This is a genomic window from Rhodococcus sp. SB1D (assembly GCF_048573875.1).
GTDB classification, from domain to species: Bacteria; Actinomycetota; Actinomycetes; order Mycobacteriales; family Mycobacteriaceae; genus Rhodococcus_F; species Rhodococcus_F qingshengii.
Genome location: NZ_JBMAIQ010000004.1, coordinates 140,891 through 161,488, shown reverse-complemented (window position 1 = coordinate 161,488; position 20,598 = coordinate 140,891). Strand labels below are relative to the sequence as shown.

The window sequence follows — 20,598 nt, the reverse complement described above, 5'->3', positions numbered from 1 at the left end:
CACCCCGAGACCTGAAGGGATAGGCATGGCAGAGAAGACAGCAATCGTGCTCGAAGGCAGCCGGTGCACGGTGTGCGCCACCGTGGCCTTTCCGGCCGGCGTCATGTGCAGCAAGTGCGCAACGCCAACGGCAGCACCTCTCGATTTGAGTACCCGAGGTGTGCTGTGGGCGTATACGATTCAACGTTTTCCTCCGAAATCGCCGCCGTATGTACCGCCCGCCGGAGGGTTCACTCCTTTCGCGGTCGGTTACATCGAACTCCCTGAAGGAATCAAGGTCGAAGCAATCATCGACTGTGAAGACTTCGACGGACTGGATCAGGCACCGGTGACGTTGGTCGCCACCTCACCGGTGCCCCGGTTCGCCGTCGATCGTGACGCGAAGCAAGGAGCAACCAAGTGACGCAGCCTATTTCGATCGTCGGAGCCGGACTTTCGAAGTTCGGCCGCCAACCGGGAGTGAGTGGGCGTGCCATGGCCGTCACCGCGATCGGCGCCGCGCTCGATGATGCCGGACTTTCATGGCCCGACGTCCAGGTCGCCTTCGGCGGCAGTGACGGATCCGGGCTGGCCGACACCTTGGTGGCCGAACTCGGTTTCACCGGAATACCTTTCACCAACGTCAAGAACGGTTGCGCAACCGGCGGTAGCGCACTCTTCTCGGCAGTCAATGCAGTTCGCTCGGGTGCAGCCGAGATCGCACTGGCGGTCGGCTTCGACAAGCACCCACGCGGGGCATTCGATCCCCGACCGGAAGAATGGGGCCTGCCGGACGGATACGGCGAGGCCGGTCTGATGGTCACCACACAATTCTTCGGAGCCAAGATCTCGCGCTATATGCGCCAGCACAACATTTCGGCCGACACCCTGGCCCGCGTGGCCGAGAAGGCTTATCGAAACGGCGTTCTCAATCCGAACGCCTGGCGCCGGGAGGCGATGTCCGCCGAGACCATCGCGACAGCCGACATGGTCAACGACCCGCTCACCCGTTACATGTTCTGCTCACCTGGAGAAGGCGCCGCCGCGATCGTGGTTGCCAGCGAGAGAGCAACCAAAGCGCTCGCCGCGCGAGCGGTCACACTTCGGGCAATCACCCATCGCACCCGAAGGTTCGGCTCCTTCGAGGTTTTCAGCCCGGCCGTGCAAGGTAACGGTGAACCGACCAGTGTCAGTGCGGACGCCGCGCGGGCAGCCTTCGAGCAGGCAGGCATCTCCCCCGGCGAAGTCGACGTGGCTCAGCTGCAGGACACCGAGAGCGGTGCCGAAATTATGCACATGGCCGAGTGCGGCTTCTGTGAACCCGGCGAACAGGAATCGATGATTGCGGCCGGCGAGACAGAGATTGGCGGCCGCATTCCGATCAACACCGACGGTGGATGCATCGCCAACGGTGAGCCGATCGGCGCATCGGGCCTGCGGCAGGTGCACGAGATAGTCATCCAACTTCGTGGTGAGGCGGGTGCCCGTCAGGTTCCCGGTACTCCCCGGATCGGGTTCACCCACGTATACGGCGCACCAGGCATCAGTGCCTGCACCGTATTGTCCGTATGAGTTTGCGAAGACGACTGAGGGCAGATCAGTGACACCACAAACGATTCCAGGTCTCGACGCGTTCACCGAGGAAGCCATCGCCTGGTTGCGTGGCGTCGCCGCACCTCGCACCGAATCGGTGTGGGGCGTTGGTTCGGATTCGGTGGCGGTATTCGAGAATTGGACCGCCGAGCAAGAACGTGAGCACACCGACGAAATCTCGCGCTACGAGCAGGCGAAATTCGATGCCGGCTGGGGAGCACTGAGTTGGCCGCCCGAACGCGGCGGTCGCAGCCTGCCGCTGTCATACGTGTTGGCTTTCCGCCGGGCCGAGGAATCGTTCGACGTGCCGCGGCGGACCGAGATGTTTTCGGTGACACAGCAATTGATCGCGCCGACCATCGAGCAGTGGGGCACCGACGAGCAGAAGGAGCGCTACGTGCGCGCGATGCTTCGCACGGACATCATTGCCTGCCAACTGTTCTCCGAGACCGAGGCCGGATCGGACCTGGCTGCCGTCCGCACCAAGGCGCTGCGCAGCGAAGCCGGCACGTGGACTCTCGACGGGCACAAGGTATGGACCTCCGGCGCGCTGGTGGCGGACTACGGAGTTGCGGTGTGCCGTACCGACGCCACCGTTGCGAAACATGCCGGGCTCACCATGTTCCTGGTCCCGATGAACGCACCTGGCGTGACCATACGCCCGATCCGGCAGATGACCGGCGGCAGCTCGTTCAACGAGGTGTACCTCGACGGCGTCGAACTCGAAGACACGTATCGACTCGGTCCGGTCGGCAAGGGTTGGCAGGTTGCTCTCACCGTGCTGGCGGCCGAACGTCTGGACGGCGGAAATCTCGGTCTGGCCAACGCAGATCAGGCAATTGCCCTCGCACAGAACCTCGGACGCGAGCTGACCGAGATCGAGAAGGACAAGGTGGCCGACCTGGTCGCCAGGAGCTATCTACAGCGCGTGAGCAATATGCGGGTGGCCGGGGCGATGCTTGCCGGCAACGAGCCGGGTCCTGAAGCCTCACTCGGAAAGTTGTTGGCTACCGACACCATGGCCAGAACGTCCGAAGTTGCCCGTTTGCTGCTCGGCCGTGAACTTACCGCCGATTCCGGTCGATGGGGAACGTTCGCGTGGTCCGAACACGCACTCGGCGCCCCCGGATACCGAATTGCGGGCGGCACCGACGAGATTCAGCACAACATCATCTCCGAGCGCGTGCTCGGTCTACCAAGGGAGCCGCGACCGTGACCAGTTCGTCTCTGCAAGAACGGGTCGCCGCCAAACTACTGGCGGACTGCGGCGCGACGTTAACCGACTTCCAGCCGCTACTCGGTGGACACTCCGGACTGACGTACCGCGCCACCACCTCGACCGGTGACGTGGTGATCAAGGCGGTGCCGGAAGGCCAGCGATCCATCGGCAGGCACGACATGCTGCGACAGGCGCATATTCTGCAGGCGCTGGCCGGCACCGAAGTTCCGGTGCCGCGCGTAGTTGTCGTCGACGAGATCGAGCCCGCGTGGTTTGCCATGGAATTTGTTGCAGGCGAGTCACTCGAGCCCGTGCTCGACGACCCGGCCGTCGATCCGGTGCTCGCTGCCAATCGAATGCGTCGTGCCGCTGCAGTCCTACCGCGACTGCATGAGGTGGACCTGGCCACCATTGCAGGGCTCGCAGATCCCCTGACACCGGCAGACGAGCTCGAGCGCTGGGCCAAGACGCTGGGCGCAGTGCCACCGGAATTGGTTGTCGGCGCCGATCGTCTGTTGGAACTGTTGCGCTCCGACATTCCCGAACCTATCGAACCCACACTGGTGCACGGTGATTACCGTCTCGGCAACATCATCTCCGATGGACTGGAGCCAGTTGCACTCATCGACTGGGAAATCTGGTCGACCGGAGATCCCCGAGTCGAATTGGGCTGGTTCCTGGTATTCGCCGACGGTTCGAACTTCCCCGGTGTCGGTCGGGAAGTCACCGGACTGCCGAGCGCCGAAGAGTTGGTCGCGCTGTACACCGGAGCGGGTCCCGCACTCCCCGAACTCAACTGGTTCGACGCACTCGGCCGGTTGAAGATGGCGGCGATCATGGGCCACAACCTGCGTCGGCACCGCGAGGGTCGCCATCATGATCCGGATCAGGAGAAGCTGCCCGACACCATCAACCGGTTGATCGAGACCGGTACCGCTCTCCTGCGTCCCTAGTTCTTCCAGGCCGCTGGTCTTTTGCGTCGCTTGATAATCACCTAAGGAGACCTACCGTGGATTTCGCCTATTCCCCGCGGACCGAGGAGCTGCTCGGCAAGCTCGAATCTTTCATGGCCGATTACGTCTATCCGGCGGAATCGGTGTACGACGCCCAGGTCGCTGCGAACGACGACCCGCACGAACAGCCCCAGATCATGCGCGATCTGCAGGCGAAGGCACGCGAATTGGGTCTGTGGAATCTGTTCATGACGCACGACGGACTCGGTGCCGGGCTCACCAATCTCGAATACGCTCCGCTGGCTGAGATCGTCGGCCGCTCCATCATCGGTAACGAGGCGATCAACTGCTCGGCTCCCGATACCGGAAACATGGAGATCCTCGCCATGTTCGGCACCGACGAACAGAAGACGCAGTGGTTGAAGCCGTTGCTGGACTGCAGTATTCGTTCGGCTTTTGCGATGACCGAACCGGCCGTGGCAAGTTCGGATGCGACAAACATTCGATCGACTATCCAACGTGATGGTGACGAATACGTGCTCAACGGCCGTAAGTGGTACACCTCCGGCATCCTCGATCCTGACTGCAAGCTCATGATCTTCATGGGCAAGTCGGATCCCGAAGGCCCGACCTACCGACAGCAGAGCATGATCCTGGTACCGGCCGACGCGCCCGGCGTTGAGGTCATTCGGGATCTGCCGATGTTCGGCTTCCAAGACCGCCTCGGCCACGGCGAAGTTCAATTCACCGATGTTCGGGTACCGGCTGCAAACATGCTCGGCACCGAGGGCGACGGATTTGCCATCGCACAGGGACGCCTGGGCCCCGGCCGGATGCACTACGCGATGCGCGCCGTCGGTATGGCAGAACGGGCACTGGACATGATGTGTAAGCGCGCGCTCGAAAGGGAAGCGTTCGGAGGCCCCCTTGCCGACCGCGGCGTAGTGCGTGAATGGATTGCCCGCAGCCGCATCGAGATCGACCAAATCAGGTTGCTCGTACTCAAGTCGGCTTGGTTGATGGATACCCAGGGCAGCGCGTCTGCGCGCTCGGAAGTGGCCGCTATCAAGGTGGCAGCAATGGAAGTTGCGCACAAGGTTGTCGACCGCGCGGTGCAGACTTACGGCGCCGCCGGAGTCAGCAATGACACGATCCTGGCTCGGCTGTATGCGATTACCCGCGCCCTGCAGATTGCAGACGGACCCAGCGAGGTCCATCTGCGCACCATTGCCCGCCTCGAGGTGAAGAAGCACAAATGAGTACACCAGAATTGACCGGTAAGGTCGCACTCGTGACCGGCGCGAGCCGCGGTTTGGGACTGGCCATCGCGCGCGGACTCCGGGACGCGGGCGCGACCGTGATCGTCTCCAGTCGAAAGCTCGAATCCTGCCGCGAAGCGGTGGCGTCGCTCGGTGACACCGGTCCGGGAACCGCTCACCCGTTCGCCCTGCACGTGGGGCACTGGGACAGTATCGAGCCCGCGGTCGAGAAGATCATTGCCGAATTCGGCAGCCTCGACATCGTTATCAACAATGCCGGCATCGCACCGCTGGCCGACAACTTGCTCGCCGCCTCGGAAGGACTGTGGGACAAAACTATCGAGGTGAACGTCAAGGGACCTTTCCGGCTGATGGCCGTCGCGGGAGACCGGATGCGGGCGGCCGGCGGCGGCTCGATCATCAACATCTCCAGTATCGGAGCGGAGCGCCCGAGCCCTCCGGAAGCGATGTACGCCGCGGCCAAGAACGGCCTCAATGCGCTCACCCGGGCGTTTGCGCAAGAGTACGCGCCGACGGTGCGGGTCAACTGTGTGATGCCGGGTGGTTTCGCTACCGACATGGCCGAGAACTGGGACGACGAGTTCATCGGAAAGATCGTGGACCGTCTGCCTGCCGGGCGACTGGGCCGGCCGGAGGAGATCGCCGGTCTGGTAACGCACCTGGCCTCGGATGCGGCCGGCTACACGACCGGCGCGCTCATCCCGGTCGACGGCGGCCGAACCGCCGTGTACTGACGCTGCGATGTCCTGGTATCGCAGTAAAGCCATGACAGACAACGGATTCGAGGGTGGACAGATGCTGACCGAGATGTTCGGGCTGGCCGGGCGGGTAGCGATCGTGACGGGTGCGTCGTCTGGTCTCGGAATGGGGTTTGCGCGCACACTGGCCAGTGCCGGGGCCACGGTGTACGCCGCGGCCCGCCGGCTCGACCGCTTGCAGGACTTGGCAGCCGAGGTACCGGGGATCGTTCCGGTTCGTTGCGACATCACTGACGACGCCGATCGGCGCGCCCTGATCGACGGGTGTTACGAACAGTTCGGACGTCTGGACGTACTCGTCAACAATGCCGGCATTCCCGGACCTCCGAACGCCGAGGACGAAACCATCGCGGGATTCAATTCGGTACTCGAGCTCAATCTGGTATCAGGCTTTCACCTGGCGACGTACGCCTCGACCCGACTTCCGGAGAACGAACGCGCGTCGTACATCAACATCTCCTCGGTGATCGGGCTGGTGTCCACGGCCCCGATCGGCGGCGCGAGCTATGCGGCCTCCAAGGCCGGAGCACTCGGCTTGACCCGGGAATTGGCCGGTCAGTGGGGACGCAGGGGGATCCGCGTGAACTCCGTCGTGCCTGGGTGGTTCGATACGGAGATGACCGACGGACTGTTCAGCAATGACAAATCGGCGGGGTGGGTGCGTAAGAACACCATGCTCGGCCGCGGCGGGGTCGAAGGTGAGATAAACGGCGCAGTGCTGTTCCTGGCCTCGGATGCCTCCTCGTACATGACCGGCCAGGCGCTGGTTGTCGACGGTGGTTGGACGGCGCGCTGATGTTGGCAGTCCAGCTGACGGCGTGGGGTCAGCCTCCGCAGGTGCGTGAGGTCCCCGTACCCGAGCCCGCTGAGGGACAACTGTTGATCAAAGTCGGCGCCGCTGGTCTGTGCCGCTCGGATCTGCACGTCATGGATTCGCCCGCCGGACGTTTCGATTACCCGTTGCCTCTCACACTCGGTCATGAGGTTGCCGGTACCGTCGTCGGCGCGGGGCCGCTGGCCGATCACGCGTGGATCGGTGAAAATGTTGTCATTCATGGTGTTTGGCCATGTGGCCGGTGCCGCAATTGCCGGCGCGAGCGCGAGAACTACTGCTTGGAGAAAGTTCCGCGTGGGGACGGCCGACTCAGTCCGATCGGAAACGGGTTGGGCCATCCGGGCGGGCTGGCGGAATACCTGCTGGTGCCCTCGGAAGCTGTTCTCGTTCGCGTCGGTTCGCTGAGCCCCCAGCAGGCCGCTCCGCTCGCCGACGCCGGCCTGACCGCATATCATGCGATCCGGACCAACAGCGACCTCATCGACTCGGACACTGTGGCTTTGGTGATAGGAATCGGCGGTCTCGGCCATCTGGCGGTGCAGATCCTGCGCTCTTTCGGCGTCACAGACATCATCGCCGTCGAGACAAGAACGCAGACACACGCTCTCGCGCTCGAATCGGGAGCACACGCGTGTTTTGCGACGCTCGCGGAAGCGACAGAGGCTGTGGCGAGCCTCGGCGGTGCCGACGTGGTCTTCGACTTTGTCGGGGCTCAGGCGACGGTCGAACCCGCTCCGGAGCTTCTCGCTCCCGGCGGCCGAGTTGTCGTCGTGGGAAGTGCGGGCGGGCAACTGACCGTCGGCAAGAGCTTGGGTTTGGTCAACGGCTGGCAAGTTCGGGCGCCGTTCTGGGGCACCATCGAGGACCTGCGTCAGGTGGTCGAACTCGCCAGTGCAGGAAAGCTGCATGCCGAGGTGACCACGTTCCCGTTCGACAGCGCGCTGGAGGCCTACGATCGCCTGCGTTCAGGCGATCTGTCCGGCCGCGCCGTACTGGTGCCCGCAGCCCCTTCATCGCTGTAACCATCCAACACACAATCGAACTCGAAGACGGAAGAGGGACGCCGCAGTGAAGTTGCTGGCACAGGAGATGCTCGCCCGGGCGGAAGGCAATCCGGCAGAGATTGCGGTGATCGACGAGTTAGGTTCTCACACAATCGGTTCGATCGTCGAGGCGGCTCGCTCGCTGGCCGATACCATCGCTTCGCTCGACAGCGGAGCGCCCACTGCACTCATTCAAGCCGACAATACGTGGCAGACGGTGGCTACCGCCCTCGCGATCGGACTTCGCGGCGGCGTAGTGGCGGTCTTCAGCCCACACGCCACCGAATCCGAATTCGAGATGGCGATCGACGACATCGACCCGGATCTCGTGGTTGCCGATGCCGATGCACTGACCCACTGGGGCATCAAGGACGACCAGTTTGCCGGTTCCCTAACGGCTTTCGGCACGCGAGTGCTCAGGTCTCGGCAGGGCGTTTTCGCCCCGATCGAGCGCTGGCGCGGCGGCACCGCGATCGCAATGACCTCCGGTTCGACCGGTCGCCCGAAGTGTGTCGTCCAGTCCGAAGAGGCAATCCGCTACGCGTGCCGGAGCACCATCGATACCGTCGGATTGCAACAGGGTGAGGCGGTCGGCGCTTTTGTGCCGCTGTCGTCGGTCGCAGCTTTCTGTTTCGGGATGTATCTACCTGCCTTCCTTGGCGGACAGATGGTTTCGATCGCCAAGTGGTCGCCTGCGGTAGCACTGGAGGCAATGGCGCAGCATCGGGTCGCCTGGACGATGTTGGTGCCGACCATGGCCCTACAGCTCTCGGTTACCGAAAGAGCTGACGGTAAGCTCTCGGCGATGCGCGCCCTGACGGTTGGTGGCGGTCCGATGAACGAGCGCACACTCGGGAACGCCGAAACCGTCCTGGGTACCACCTTCCTTCGAGTATTCGGCATGTCCGAATGCCTGGGCCACACGACCCCGCGTCTGGATGATCCGCCGGCCATCAGGCTGGGGCGGGACGGCCGCCCGTTCCCTGGCACCGTCGTTCGCGCGGTCGACGCCGCCGGGGCATTGCTCACTGCAGGTGAGATCGGGGATGCTCAGGTGAAGGGACCGTCGCTGTTCGTCGGTTATGCGCGCGGCGGTGCTCCGGTACTGCCCGAGCTCACCGCGGACGGCTTCCTGCCGACGGGCGATCTGGTCGAAGTCGGCGAAGACGGGTCTATCTGCGTCATGGGACGCCAGAAACAAATCATCATCCGCGGCGGCCGCAATATCGACATCAACGAAATGGAATCGGCGATCGCGTCGCTACCCGCAGTGGTTCAGGTCTGCGTTGTGCCGGTGCCGGACGACCTCCTCGGCGAGCGCGCGGCAGCCCTCGTCGTCACCGGTGGTCAACCGCTGACGCTGGCGGAGGCGACCACCCAGCTTGCCGCGAGGGGCTTTCCAAAGTTCAAGTGGCCGGAGTTTCTCTTCTCCGTCGAAGACCTTCCGCAGAACCGAGTCGGCAAACTTTCCAGGACCGATGCGGTCGCGCTCGCCTCAGGCCTGGCCTCTGAAGTTGACACGAGTTCATCTCAAAAAGGGGTAAGGTCGAACTAATCATCCACGCACCTCCGGGGGAGCCACATGACAGCAGAGACCGCGTTGCGCCGGGAGAGTCCGCGCTCCAAACGAACTCTCATTCTTGCCACGGCGATCGACCAGTTCGGCGAACTGGGTTACGAGCACACCAAGTGGGCGTCGATCGCCGACGAGGTCGGTATCGGACAGACGGCGCTCTATCACTATTTCGAGTCGAAAGCACATTGCCTGCTGACAATCATGCGGCTGGAGTTGGCCGATTCGTTGGAGCGAGTCACTGTTGCAACCGAGGTCGACTCGGATCCCACAACGGCACTCAGGGCGGCAATCGTCGTATCACTCAAGGCTTCACCGAGGGATGCTCTGCAGCGCCGCATTCTTCAGAGCCACATGGATCTTCTTGCTGCGGAACGACAGTCGGAAAAAGAGGAGTCCGAACGACTGAAGTCCCGTGAACTCGTCCAAGCGATCGAAGAAAAGTGGACCGCACTGATCGCGAACGGAATCAAGGAAGGCGTCTTCGCTGATTCCGATCCTCGTTTGATGGGCCGACTCGTCTTGGCCCTCGTGATCAGTGTTTGGCGCTGGTACCGACCGGACGGCAAACTCAGCCTGACAGAGATCGCCGAACGAGTGACCGATGCGGCCCTGCGGATGGTGTGCGCGTAGATCACTCCGCGCACGGCGAGTATCAACTTTGACTGCCCTCTTAAACTAAAGTGAATTCAATTAGGAGTTGAAATGTACAATCTTGTTCTCGTCGCATCCCGCCCCACCGACTGGACCCATCAGCAGTTCATCACTTGGTGGCGCGGCGAACACGCGGAGGTCACCTATCCCCTTCCCGGCCTTCTGCGATGGCAGCACACCGAATTGCTCGAAGCTTTTGGCAGCAAGTCGGAGGGGTGGGATGGCTTGTCCGTCTTGAGTTTCGAATCGTGGGAGGCACTCGAAGCCGCGCTGGCGAGTCCGCAGTGGCAGGCCGCCGTTGATCACGTCGGAACCATGGGTGGCCGCCGGATGATGTGGTACGGCGACGAAAAGACCATGGTGCCGCTCGCCGACAGCGGAAAATGACCGACTCTTGGGATCGGCCCGGTTGCTATCGCGTCGCCGACGGCGTTTTCCGGATCCCATTGCAGATGCCGCAGGACGGCCTGCGTGCAATCAACGTCTACGCGCTCGAGACCACGGACGGACTGGCGCTGGTCGACGGCGGTTGGCATCGCAACAGCACGCACGCCGAACTGTCCGACGCCCTAGCGCTGATCGGTCGCAACCCGGCGGAGATTCACGACATCTATGTCACGCATGTCCACCGTGACCACTACACGTTTGCCGTTGAACTGCGTCGACGGCATGGCTCTCGAATCCACCTCGGCGCAGCCGAATCTCCCGGCATCGCCGCAATCGCCAAGCTGGGCAACAATGTTCCGGAGAGCTCAATTCTTCAGCTGCACCGATCCGGCGCAGCGACAATCGCCGAGCAGGTCTCTCGAGACTCGATCGACGAACCCTTCGAGCCCTCGGACTGGGAGGCTCCCGATCACTGGCTCTCCCCCGGCGCTCTCGATATTCCAGGCCATCGCTTGTCCGCGGTACACACTCCCGGACACACCAAGGGGCACATGGTTTTTCATGACCTCGAACGCGACGTCTCTTTCACCGGAGACCACGTGTTGCCGACGATCACGCCGTCGATCGGATTCGAACTCGGCGATTGGGAGCTGCCACTCGGAGCGTACCTCCGCTCGCTGGAGATGATGCTCGACGACCGGGACCGGATCGTGATGCCGGCGCACGGCGGCACCGGTGCGGGTCTGCACGCGCGATGCCGGGAGTTGTTGGCGCACCACGATCACCGTCTAGGTCAGACTGCTTCTGCGGTAGCCGAATTGGGCGAGGTCTCAGGGCTGCAAGTGGCGCAGGTGTTGACCTGGACCCGGCGCGAACGCGGCTTCGATTCTCTCGATACCTTCAACCAGATGGTGGCCACCTGCGAGACGCTTGCCCACCTCGACGTGCTTGTCGAACGTGGGCAGTTGTCCGTGCAAAACAGGAACGGGGTGGATCTCTTCAGTTCGAACTGAAGAGATCCACCCCGTTTACCGACCCCCTCAGGCGCAGGTCCATCCGCCGTCGACATAGAGTTCGATACCGGTGACGAACGTCGAGTCATCGCCAGCCAGAAAAGCTACGGCGGCAGCAACTTCTGAAGCCGTGCCGAGTCGGCCCATCGGCGTATTCGCAATCATCGCCCGGTGCCGCTCACTACCCTCGTAACGCCGCAGCAGTTGCTGGGTCTCGATAAATCCCGGATGCACCGAATTCACGCGCACACCCTTCGTGGCCCAGTGCAATGCGGCGTTCTTTGTCATCGTGCGGACCGCACCCTTGGCGGCCGCGTAGGCGAAGCTGTTACCCAATCCGCCGACCGTGCCGAGGATCGAGCAGATGTTGACGACCGAACCGCCGCCAGTGCTTTCGATATAGGCCCCGGCGTGTTTCATGCCGAGCCACGTTCCGGTCTGACTGACCTCGATGACTTTGTTGTACCGATCGACGTCTTCGTCGACGACGGAAGCCAAACTACCGATCGCACCGTTGTTCACCACGGCGTCGAGTCGGGAATACCGCTCGGTGACAGCCTCTATGACCCTCTGCCATTGCTCTTCGCGAGCGATGTCGAGTGCGAGAGCCTGATGGCGGTCGGGCTGATCCTGCTTCGCGACCACTTCGGCGCACGCGTCACCACTGATATCAGTCACGATCACCGAAGCACCCTCGGATGCAAGGCGGCCGACGATTTCGACGCCGATACCGCCGGTGGCTCCGGTAACCAGTACCACTTTCTCACGCAAACGAGTATTGCCTACCGACATCGTTTCAGCTTCACTTTCTGTCACAGCTTGCTCAGGACGTTACGCCCGCCGACCAGCATGGCGATGGCAACGCCGATCGTGGTCACCGCGGTCATCAGCAGCGCCATGGCGGCCACCATCGGATACGAACCGTTCTGCCACATGTCGAACAGCAGCGTTCCCATCACCTGAGTTGTGGAAGCGCGTACCAGGAGCGACGCGGCGAACTCGTGAGTGAGCAAGATGAACATCAGCGCGACGGCACTGAGAACCGTCGGACGCATGAGCGGCAACATGATTCGCAGCGTCGTGACGAAGGGGGATGCACCGCTGGTGGCCGAGGCCTCGTTGTATGTGTTTCCGAGCGCAAGCATGGCTGTCATCTGCATTCGTGTGGCGAACGGCAACATCAGAACGATGTAGACGAGGATGATGACTGTGCGGGTGCCGTACAGGATGAACGGCGGTTCGGTGTAGGTCAGCAGGAAGCCGACGCCGAAGATCACTGCGGGGATGCCGAGCGGCAGGGCGGTCATCAGATCGGCCAGCAGCGCCAGTATCTTGAAGCGGCGCCCGCGGACCAGGAGGTTGGCCAGCGCGTACCCGATCGGAATGCAGATGATCACCGCTCCCAGAGAGGTAAGTACGCTGGTGACAACGGATTCGGTGATCGCACTAGTCGACCAGAGCTCCCGGAAGTTGTCCAGGGTCAGTAAACCCCACGACAGCGATCCTGACCAATACGGCGTCAGCGAGACGATGATCAGCCCGATCAGCGGAATGACCAGTGCGAACATCGAGAAGATCACCACGGTGGCCGTCGCCCAGGTAGCCCGGCCGGTGGACGAGGCAAACGCCTTGCCTCCGTGCGTGACAAACCGAGTCTGGTTGCCCAGCAGCACCTTTTGCACCAGGACGAGCACTAAACCGAAGATCACCAGTGGTGAACCGGCAGCTGCCGCGGCCGCGAAATCCGAAGGGGACTCGGACACTCGGCGGTACATCTCCGTGGTCAGGACCTTGACGCCCGAATTCTGGCCCAGCAGTAGCGGACCGGTGAACTGTCCCAGACCGAGTAGCAATGCGATTCCGCCGCCGTAGATGAGTGAAGGCCGCAGCAAGGGCAGCACGATCTTGAAGAAGATTCCGACCGTTGACGATCCGCTCACCTGAGCGGCTTCGAGGTGTTCCGAACTGATGTTCTGCATGCCGGAGCTGACGAACAAGTAGACGAACGACGTGAGGCCGAAACCTGTGAGGATCACGATCCACGGGATGGTGTACACGTCGATGGGTCCGGTGTCGGTCCCGCTCCACCAGGGGAGCTTGCGCAGGAGCACGTTGAGGTAGCCGGGACCGGGCGAGAGCAGGAATGCCCAGCCGACGATGTTTGCGACGGCGGGCATGACGATCGGGAGGATGGGGACGATGCGAAGCCATCCCAGTTTCTCCGGGAGTCGGCTGGCGGCGAACGCAAGTACGGTACCGAGGACCATCGCGATCACGAGCGAGCCGAGTGCCAGGGCGATCGTCGTCCAGATCGCCTCGGCCACATCGTAGCGGCCGTACTGCGTACGGTAACCCGCGCCGCCGTCCTCGAACGCCAGCATCTGCAGCCGAATCATCGGCAGCACTACGAGATACGCAAGAACGGCGATCAGAATCGCGTAGCCGATGCGGGCCTGCCACTGCCGTGAAATCGAGAACGACTTGACGGATCCGCCGGCCGTTGCGGTTGCGGTTGCCATCAGGATCGGTCTCCTACACCCGGTGCGACCAGTTCGGGAACGGTCACCGCAGTGGAGTCCGGATCGGCGTATACCCGCAGACTGGACGGAGAGAAGCTGATCACCATGGGCGTACCCGGATCACTGGCGCGCAGTGTGGCACTGTGTTCGGCGGCACTGGCACGCAATGCCAGTTGTTCGGTACCCGTCTTGACCAATACGTCGAAGTGTCGTCCGGCATACTCGTATGTCACCAGTTCGGCGTGCAGTGCAACGTTTCCGGCCGGAACGTCGTCCATCGAGGCATGCATCTGCACGTCGTCCGGTCGGAACCGCGCCACCGCGGCGGTGCCCTCGTCAGCGCGGTCCCGCACGCTGGCGTTGCTGAGATCGATGACGTCGTTCGCGCTCGTGTTCCAACCGTCGTGGGCGCGGCGCAGCTCCAGTCGATTGCCCATGCCGATGAAAGCGGCGACATACTCGGACACCGGATTCTCGAACACGTGCTCCGGCGCGTCGTACTGTTCGATTCTGCCGGACTTCATGATTGCGATCCGGTCGGCAAGAGCGAAAGCCTCGGCCTGATCGTGCGTGACGAAAACTGCGGTAAAGCCCAGGCTTTGATGCAGCTGATGGATCTGGGAGCGCACCTGGTCGCGGAGGCGTGCATCCAAGTTGCTCAGGGGTTCGTCGAACAAGACCAGATCCGGTTGCGCAACGAGTCCACGGGCCACCGCAACTCGCTGTTGCTGCCCACCACTGAGTTGCGACGGGTACCGATCGAGCAGTGCGCCGCAATCGACCATCTCGGCAGCCTTCTCCACCGCACCGTCGGCGATGGCCTGTTTGAGCTTGCGGACCTTGAGCGGGTATCGGATGTTGTCCCGGACCGTCATGTGCGGCCAGAGCGCATACGACTGGAACACCATGCCGATGTTCCGCTTGTGTGCGGGGACATCGGTTTTGGTGGAGGCATCGAAAACGTGCCTACCGCCGAACGAGATCGAGCCGCCCTGAGGTGTTTCCAATCCCGCCAGGCACCGCAGCGTTGTGGTCTTGCCGCAACCACTCGGACCGAGCAGGACAAGGAACTCGCCCTGCTCGATTTCGAGATCGAGTTGATCGACCACCACGTTCGATCCGTAAGTCTTCGTGAGACCTGAAACTGCGAATTGTGATGCCATTTCTATACTTTCTCGTTCGAGATTTTGGGGGTACGAACACCGGCGGCCTGGCCACCGTCTACGAGGATGTCGGTTCCGGTTACGTAGCTGCTGTCGTCAGTGGCCAGGAAACGAATGACCCTCGCGACCTCGCTCGGCGCGCCGCGCCGTTGCATCGGAATGCTGCGCACATACGCTTCGACGTCGTCGTTGGAGAAGTCCGATACCGACGTGATTTCGGTTTCGATGCTGCCCGGGCAGACGGAATTGACTCGGATACCGCGGTCGGCAAGCTCGAGTGCGGCCACCTTGGTCAGGGCTCGGACCCCGAATTTCGCTGCGCCGTACGCACCCAACTCGGCGGTCGCGAGCACGCCACGCAATGATGCGAGATTGATGACGCACCCACCATCTGCCATTGACGCGGCTGCGGCCTTCAGCCCCAGGAATGTGCCAACAAGATTCAGGTCGATCATCCGACGAAACTGGTCGAGTGACGTATCTGCCAGAGTAGCCTTCATCGCAGCTCCGGCACTGTTGACCAGCACCGTCATGTCGTGGCCGGCCGCCGCCATCGCCGCTGTTGCGTCGGCCCAGTCAGTCTCGCTCGTCACGTCGAGATGGCGGTAATACGCGTTTGCGCCCAACGTCGCAGTGAACGCGCTTCCGGCGTCGTCGTCGACATCGGTAAGGTACACGGTTGCGCCGTGCGCGGCGAACAGTTCGGCGCAGGCCCCGCCAATACCGCCGGATGCTCCCGTGACAAGAACATTCGTTCCCCGCATCGAATCCGTGAGGTGGTTCAAGGTCAGCCTTCCACTTGTTGATCGGCGCTTATGTTCTGCGGAGCCATGTTTCGGTGTTACTGGAAGAGCTTTTGCCACTGCTGGGAGTACTGCTCGACCTTTTCCGGTGTCAAGTCTTCGGGATTGGGCAGCGCGATGTCCTGAGCCCGGGCGACAGCCCCAGGGATATTCGGGAGTGCAGCAGCGTATCCGTCGTTGAGGGCGGTCTGACCTGCGACAGTTACCAGGAAGTTGGCCAACACCTGGGCGGCGTTCGGATGCGGCGCCGTGTTCAAAACGTGGGAGTACCACGGGGTTCCCCACGGCTGCTGCGGCAGCACCCAGTCGACAGGCGCGCCTGAGTTCATTTCGGTCACCAGCGGCTGCACCGAGGGGCTGACGACGATCTCGCCGGACGTCAGGGCCTGGGCCACACCGAGCGCGCTCGGGTAGATGCGGGGTTGCAGCTCCGCAAGCTTGTTCCAGTAGTCCTCCCCGTATGTGTTCGCGAAGTGCCGGTACATGTCAACGTACGAAGCGATCCCCACAGGGTTGACGATGCCGATCTTGCCGCGGTAGGCCGGATTGAGGATGTCCTGCGGCGTCTTCAGTCCGTTCGGTACCGCATCGGTATTCCAGCCGAGCGCAAAGACGGCCGCGCTGGTGAGGAAGAACCGGTTGTCGAGCACGCTCGCCGCTGGATCGAATTCGGGGGCTTCGAGTGCGGGCCCGACCAATTCGGCGGAATAGGTACCGGACTTGGCGGCGTTCTGGATCCACGCCGAGTCGGTGAGCATGTGGACGTCGGCGGTACCCTTACCGATCTTGTGTTCGGTCTCGACCCGGGGATTGATATCCGGATCGGTACCGCGAACGTATTCCAATTCGATTTGCGGGTACTCAGCGTGGAATGCGACCTTGAGCGCATCGAGGTTGGCCGGCTTCTGGCTCGAATAGAGCATCACCTTGCCCTCTTCGTTCGCTGCGGCGACCACATCTTCCCAGCTGCCGTCGACGGCAGCAGACGCGGGTTCACTACTGCCACATCCCGAGATGCCGACCATGGCTGCGGCGGCGCTCAACGCCACCAGGGTGCGGACGAATGACTTCATGGCTTCCTTTCGGGCATGCCGTCGGACGTCGATGTATCGACATGTCGTGGGCACTCCAGTGAGAGATGTTCTCGCGTCGGCATTTCTGAAGCTGACCCTGCGCGGTGTGTCATCGCGCCTGGTCTCGGGCGGAGGCTGCCGAATCGAGAGCCACCCGCTTAAACTGAACTGATGTCAGTTCGAAGGTAGTGCCCGTAGCTTGTGATGTCAATCACGAAGTTCGCGGACGTCGAAATTGCTTCGAAGAAACCGGGCGACGGCTCGACACCGTCAACGGAACGAGTCAGCCGACGGCAGCGGAGGCTGCGGACAGACCGAACACCAGAGCCGAGGCGAGGCCACCGGCGTACGCCCGGTTCCACAATCCGCCGGTGTCGGAGCCGGCCGCAAACAGTCCGGGGATGGGCAGTCCGGCGGCGCCCAGAACTCGGGCTTGCGTGTCGATCCGAATCCCGTGAAACGGGAAGGTGACCGCGGGAACCGTTTCGATCACGTAGTAGGGCCCCTCGAGTACGGGAGCGCGATCGAGTTTACGGCCTGGAACCAGTTCTGCACCCTGGGAGGCCGCCTCGTTGAACTTCCTGATCGCCGCAGCGATCGCCGCTCCGTCGTATCCCCATTCCTCCGGCAAATACTCGAGTTCCTCGAGGTCCTCGGCGAGGCCGACCCTGCCGCCACGCCTGCTGGCAAGTTCGAATTTGTCAACGGCCACAGCACCTTCGACATACGACGCGACCATCCAGTCGCGGTGCACGCGCGCGTCGGCAATCAGCAGGCCTCGGCCCTGCGGCTGTTCGAGAAGAGCCATCGTGGTGAGGTGATCCCCGAGCGTTTCGTCGACGAACCGTTCGTTGTCAAGACTGAAGAGAAGAGCGTGCTCGCTGTAGTACAGCGACATGTCGACGAAGTCCGCGGGATCGGCAAGTTCCACACCGCTCGGAATCAGATGCCCGTAGAAGCCTGCATCCTCGACCCCGGTCGACGCGCCGACCTCGACCGCAAGGCGGTAACCTTCGCCGCAACTGTAGGGATTCGAGCGCAAAGCCATCCGGCCCGCGTCCGGGTGGACGTACTGAGCGAGCAACTCCTTGTTGCCTTGGAATCCGCCGGTTGCCAGGAGGATCTGGCCGGCCCGAATCTCGCGCGCAGGCTCGGCATCCGTACGCACCACGGCGCCGCGGACGGCACCGTCCTCGAACAGGAGCCCTTCGGTCGCGGTATTGAACACGACCGATCCACCGGCGTCGAGCACGATTCGCTTGCAGGTGTCGACATAGTGATTGGTGTCGAATCTGTGCCCGCGGCCGAAGCTAAGAATGGGCTGCGCCGGGTCGACATCAATGCCAATCGAGCGGATCCACTCGACCCCGCCATCGAAGCTGTCGACGAGGTGGCGCTTGAGAGATTCGTCGCCCCTCGGATTCTGTTGGGCCATGACGTCGTGATTCGGTGCAGTCCAGGCGTATCCAGCGAATCGCGCAGAACCTCCGACATCGGAGCTGATCTCGATCACACACACTCGCCTGCCTGCTGCGGAAGCTTTTGCCCCAGCAGTCAATCCGGCCATTCCAGCCCCGATTACCAGCAGATCGTATTCATTGCTACTCAAATTCACTCCAATTGTCCGGCGCCGGTGAGCGCCTCCCGTTCAAATTGAACTGACCTCAATTTGATTACAGTAGAAGCGCAGCGAGGAGTGAGTCAATCGATGTCACTGCCGTCATGACGGTTGCACTGTGGGCTGAGTCACTCTAATATGAACTGAATTAGGTTTGATTCTGCGTCGGCAGGTACCAGAAACGGAGCAGTTCGCATGATCCCTCAGGTTTTCAGAACAACCGTGGCACTCGCCGCGGTGGCGCTCGCGTTGACGGCGTGTAGCAACGCTCCCGCTGCCCCGTCAGAGCCGGTTTCAGGTTCGTGGGACGACGTCGTTGCTGCGGCCAATGACGAGGGAAAGGTCACGATTTACTCGACCCAGGCGGCGCCCCGACTCGCAGCCCTGGAAACTGCCTTCGAAAAGGCCTACCCCGCAATCGATCTCGAGGTAGTCCGCGGAGTCGATTCGGATCTGCTTTCCAAGATCGATGCCGAAAGCAAGTCCGGCAAGGGAATCGGAGACCTCGCGGTGATCACCGACGTGTCGTGGATGAATACTGTCAAGGATACAGGCAAGGCGACCAAGCCGATCGGCCCGAGTTTCGACAACCCGGACTATCGCCGGGATACAAGCATCGTCTCGGACAAGTACTTCCTCGAAGGGGCAGTGATCCTGGGATTCGGCTGGAACACCGACCAGCTGCCCGGCGGTGTCTCTTCCCCGGCAGATCTTCTCGCTCCTGCGCTCAAGGGCAAGGTCGGAATCGTCAGTCCGTCAACGTCACCGACATACCTGGACTTCTACTCCCACATCGAGAAATACTACGGCGGCAGGGAGTATCTGGAGAAGCTTGCCGACCAGAACCCACGCATCTATCCGAGCAATCAGCCGCTCGCTCAGGCACTCGCTTCCGGTGAGATCGCCGCCGGCTTGATGGCCGATCCGATGTTGGCATCCAAGGAGTCCGGGGCACCGGTTGAATGGTCTGCCGGAGAACATATCTGGGGAGCGCGTTGGTACGGCCTGACTCTCGGCTCGTCACCGCATCCCAATGCCGCGCAGGTATTGGCCGACTTCATGGTCACCCGACCCGGCCAGGAGGCCACGTCGGTCGGTTACAGCTCGGTGTTGCCCGACATCGAAGGTTCGATCGCGAATGCTCAAGAGGTTCCCGATCAGAACACCGAGGTGACCACGGGTGACGGCGCCGCGCGTTACCGCGACGACCTCCAAGCCCTGTTCAACTGAACTGCTTGACAACCGTTCCACGTGCACGTGTTCTACTCGTAATACCCGCGGCCGCCAAGCGGATCGACGGGACTGAAAGGTGTATTCGATGTCTGATCGGCAGTTCGAGGGCCAGGTCGCAGTGGTAACCGGAGCAGGTTCCGGAATCGGCGCTGCCACAGCGCGTCTGCTCGCTGACCGGGGCGCCGTGGCGGTGTATCTGTGCGACGTCAACGAAGCCGCGGTAACCGAGGTAGCAGCGTCTGTGGTCGGTGGCCAGGCCATCGGTTTGGATGTCGGCAATTCGGCGCAGGTGACCCAGGCTTTCACGAGAGTGATCGCCGAGCAGGGGCGGGTTGACATCGTCGTCCATGCCGCCGGCGTCGACGACCCGAAGAGTAAACAGCGCATCTACGAGGCAGCTGAGCGTAGTGAACCGGTTGACGTTCTCACTCGCCTCGAAGACGAAGATTGGCGACGCGTCATGTCGATCAACCTCGACGGTACGTTCTTCATACTCCGCGAAGCAGTCCGGGCGATGAAACCAGCCCGCAGCGGCGCCATCGTGACGGTCGGCTCGTCCTCGGCGTTCGACACGCTTGTCGGCTACCCACACTACTCAGCTTCGAAGGCCGGAGTTCATGCGGTAAGCCAGGCTGTAGCTAAAGAGGTTGCACCCTTTGGCATCCGGGTTAACACGATCGCTCCGGGACCGGTCGACACAGGGATGGCCAGTCGCACTCCGGCCAACCTTCGCGCTGCGATGACACAGGACGGATTCCGCGGTTACGCAACCGCCGAGGAATTGGCAGATAACATCCTGTACCTGGCGTCGCCGGGTGCCGCCAACGTCGTCGGGGCCGTACTACTGAGCAACGGTGGTAGATTCACCGTCTGATCGGGGTCAGTTCCGTAGTAATGCCCGG

General features: G+C 62.3%; 20 protein-coding genes. 14 read left to right on the top strand and 6 right to left on the bottom strand.

Annotated elements, in window-relative coordinates; all coding sequences use genetic code 11:
- Positions 1 to 25: 25 nt before the first annotated feature.
- From ACN50D_RS12225 to ACN50D_RS12170, 12 genes are all read left to right on the top strand, one after another.
- Complete coding sequence (locus tag ACN50D_RS12225) at positions 26 to 403, top strand: Zn-ribbon domain-containing OB-fold protein (protein ID WP_045064295.1); 378 nt, start codon at positions 26 to 28, stop codon at positions 401 to 403.
- A complete protein-coding gene (locus tag ACN50D_RS12220; protein ID WP_211922042.1) occupies positions 400 to 1,551 on the top strand; it encodes a thiolase family protein in 1,152 nt (383 codons plus the stop codon). Before ACN50D_RS12225 ends, ACN50D_RS12220 begins: the two co-directional genes overlap by 4 nt.
- Before the next feature lie 43 nt (positions 1,552 to 1,594).
- Positions 1,595 to 2,788: an acyl-CoA dehydrogenase family protein gene (locus ACN50D_RS12215; RefSeq protein ID WP_212633805.1), complete on the top strand. Its 1,194-nt coding sequence runs from the start codon at positions 1,595 to 1,597 to the stop codon at positions 2,786 to 2,788.
- Positions 2,785 to 3,744, top strand: coding sequence for a phosphotransferase family protein (locus tag ACN50D_RS12210; RefSeq protein ID WP_211922041.1), 960 nt, complete (start codon positions 2,785 to 2,787; stop codon positions 3,742 to 3,744). The genes ACN50D_RS12215 and ACN50D_RS12210 overlap by 4 nt, the downstream gene beginning before the upstream one ends.
- A gap of 56 nt (positions 3,745 to 3,800) precedes the next feature.
- Positions 3,801 to 5,003, top strand: a complete 1,203-nt coding sequence (locus ACN50D_RS12205) for an acyl-CoA dehydrogenase family protein (RefSeq protein ID WP_211922040.1) — start codon at positions 3,801 to 3,803, stop codon at positions 5,001 to 5,003.
- Positions 5,000 to 5,758, top strand: coding sequence for an SDR family NAD(P)-dependent oxidoreductase (locus tag ACN50D_RS12200; protein WP_081559445.1), 759 nt, complete (start codon positions 5,000 to 5,002; stop codon positions 5,756 to 5,758). Before ACN50D_RS12205 ends, ACN50D_RS12200 begins: the two co-directional genes overlap by 4 nt.
- Before the next feature lie 31 nt (positions 5,759 to 5,789).
- A complete protein-coding gene (locus ACN50D_RS12195; RefSeq protein WP_081559443.1) occupies positions 5,790 to 6,578 on the top strand; it encodes an SDR family NAD(P)-dependent oxidoreductase in 789 nt (262 codons plus the stop codon).
- A complete protein-coding gene (locus ACN50D_RS12190) occupies positions 6,578 to 7,639 on the top strand; it encodes an NAD(P)-dependent alcohol dehydrogenase (protein WP_211922039.1) in 1,062 nt (353 codons plus the stop codon). The genes ACN50D_RS12195 and ACN50D_RS12190 overlap by 1 nt, the downstream gene beginning before the upstream one ends.
- Before the next feature lie 67 nt (positions 7,640 to 7,706).
- Complete coding sequence (locus ACN50D_RS12185; protein WP_081559670.1) at positions 7,707 to 9,215, top strand: class I adenylate-forming enzyme family protein; 1,509 nt, start codon at positions 7,707 to 7,709, stop codon at positions 9,213 to 9,215.
- Between the two features lie 27 nt (positions 9,216 to 9,242).
- Positions 9,243 to 9,866: a TetR family transcriptional regulator gene (locus ACN50D_RS12180; protein ID WP_081559439.1), complete on the top strand. Its 624-nt coding sequence runs from the start codon at positions 9,243 to 9,245 to the stop codon at positions 9,864 to 9,866.
- Between the two features lie 72 nt (positions 9,867 to 9,938).
- The gene (locus tag ACN50D_RS12175; protein ID WP_211922038.1) at positions 9,939 to 10,274 is read left to right on the top strand and encodes an EthD family reductase; all 336 of its coding nucleotides are present in this window, start codon (positions 9,939 to 9,941) and stop codon (positions 10,272 to 10,274) included.
- Positions 10,271 to 11,287, top strand: coding sequence for an MBL fold metallo-hydrolase (locus ACN50D_RS12170; protein ID WP_081559435.1), 1,017 nt, complete (start codon positions 10,271 to 10,273; stop codon positions 11,285 to 11,287). Before ACN50D_RS12175 ends, ACN50D_RS12170 begins: the two co-directional genes overlap by 4 nt.
- A 27-nt stretch (positions 11,288 to 11,314) precedes the next feature.
- Here the strand turns inward: ACN50D_RS12170 and ACN50D_RS12165 are convergent, their stop codons facing one another.
- From ACN50D_RS12165 to ACN50D_RS12140, 6 genes are all read right to left on the bottom strand, one after another.
- Positions 11,315 to 12,079, bottom strand: coding sequence for an SDR family NAD(P)-dependent oxidoreductase (locus ACN50D_RS12165; RefSeq protein WP_081559668.1), 765 nt, complete (start codon positions 12,077 to 12,079; stop codon positions 11,315 to 11,317).
- A gap of 20 nt (positions 12,080 to 12,099) precedes the next feature.
- Positions 12,100 to 13,806, bottom strand: a complete 1,707-nt coding sequence (locus ACN50D_RS12160; protein ID WP_081559433.1) for an ABC transporter permease — start codon at positions 13,804 to 13,806, stop codon at positions 12,100 to 12,102.
- Positions 13,806 to 14,969: an ABC transporter ATP-binding protein gene (locus ACN50D_RS12155; protein WP_211922037.1), complete on the bottom strand. Its 1,164-nt coding sequence runs from the start codon at positions 14,967 to 14,969 to the stop codon at positions 13,806 to 13,808. The genes ACN50D_RS12160 and ACN50D_RS12155 overlap by 1 nt, the downstream gene beginning before the upstream one ends.
- 2 nt (positions 14,970 to 14,971) lie before the next feature.
- Entirely contained in the window at positions 14,972 to 15,733 is a 762-nt protein-coding gene (locus ACN50D_RS12150) for an SDR family NAD(P)-dependent oxidoreductase (protein WP_081559429.1), read from the bottom strand.
- Positions 15,734 to 15,810: 77 nt separating this feature from the next.
- Positions 15,811 to 16,845, bottom strand: coding sequence for an ABC transporter substrate-binding protein (locus ACN50D_RS12145; RefSeq protein ID WP_211922036.1), 1,035 nt, complete (start codon positions 16,843 to 16,845; stop codon positions 15,811 to 15,813).
- A 283-nt stretch (positions 16,846 to 17,128) separates the two neighbouring features.
- Positions 17,129 to 18,454 carry an FAD-binding protein gene (locus ACN50D_RS12140; protein ID WP_211922035.1) on the bottom strand — a complete coding sequence of 442 codons (1,326 nt, stop codon included), beginning with the start codon at positions 18,452 to 18,454 and terminating at the stop codon, positions 17,129 to 17,131.
- A 204-nt stretch (positions 18,455 to 18,658) separates the two neighbouring features.
- Between ACN50D_RS12140 and ACN50D_RS12135 the strand changes: the two genes are divergently transcribed.
- Both ACN50D_RS12135 and ACN50D_RS12130 read left to right on the top strand, forming a co-directional pair.
- Complete coding sequence (locus ACN50D_RS12135) at positions 18,659 to 19,693, top strand: ABC transporter substrate-binding protein (RefSeq protein ID WP_211922034.1); 1,035 nt, start codon at positions 18,659 to 18,661, stop codon at positions 19,691 to 19,693.
- Between the two features lie 88 nt (positions 19,694 to 19,781).
- Complete coding sequence (locus ACN50D_RS12130) at positions 19,782 to 20,570, top strand: SDR family NAD(P)-dependent oxidoreductase (RefSeq protein ID WP_211922033.1); 789 nt, start codon at positions 19,782 to 19,784, stop codon at positions 20,568 to 20,570.
- Positions 20,571 to 20,598 lie beyond the last annotated feature (28 nt).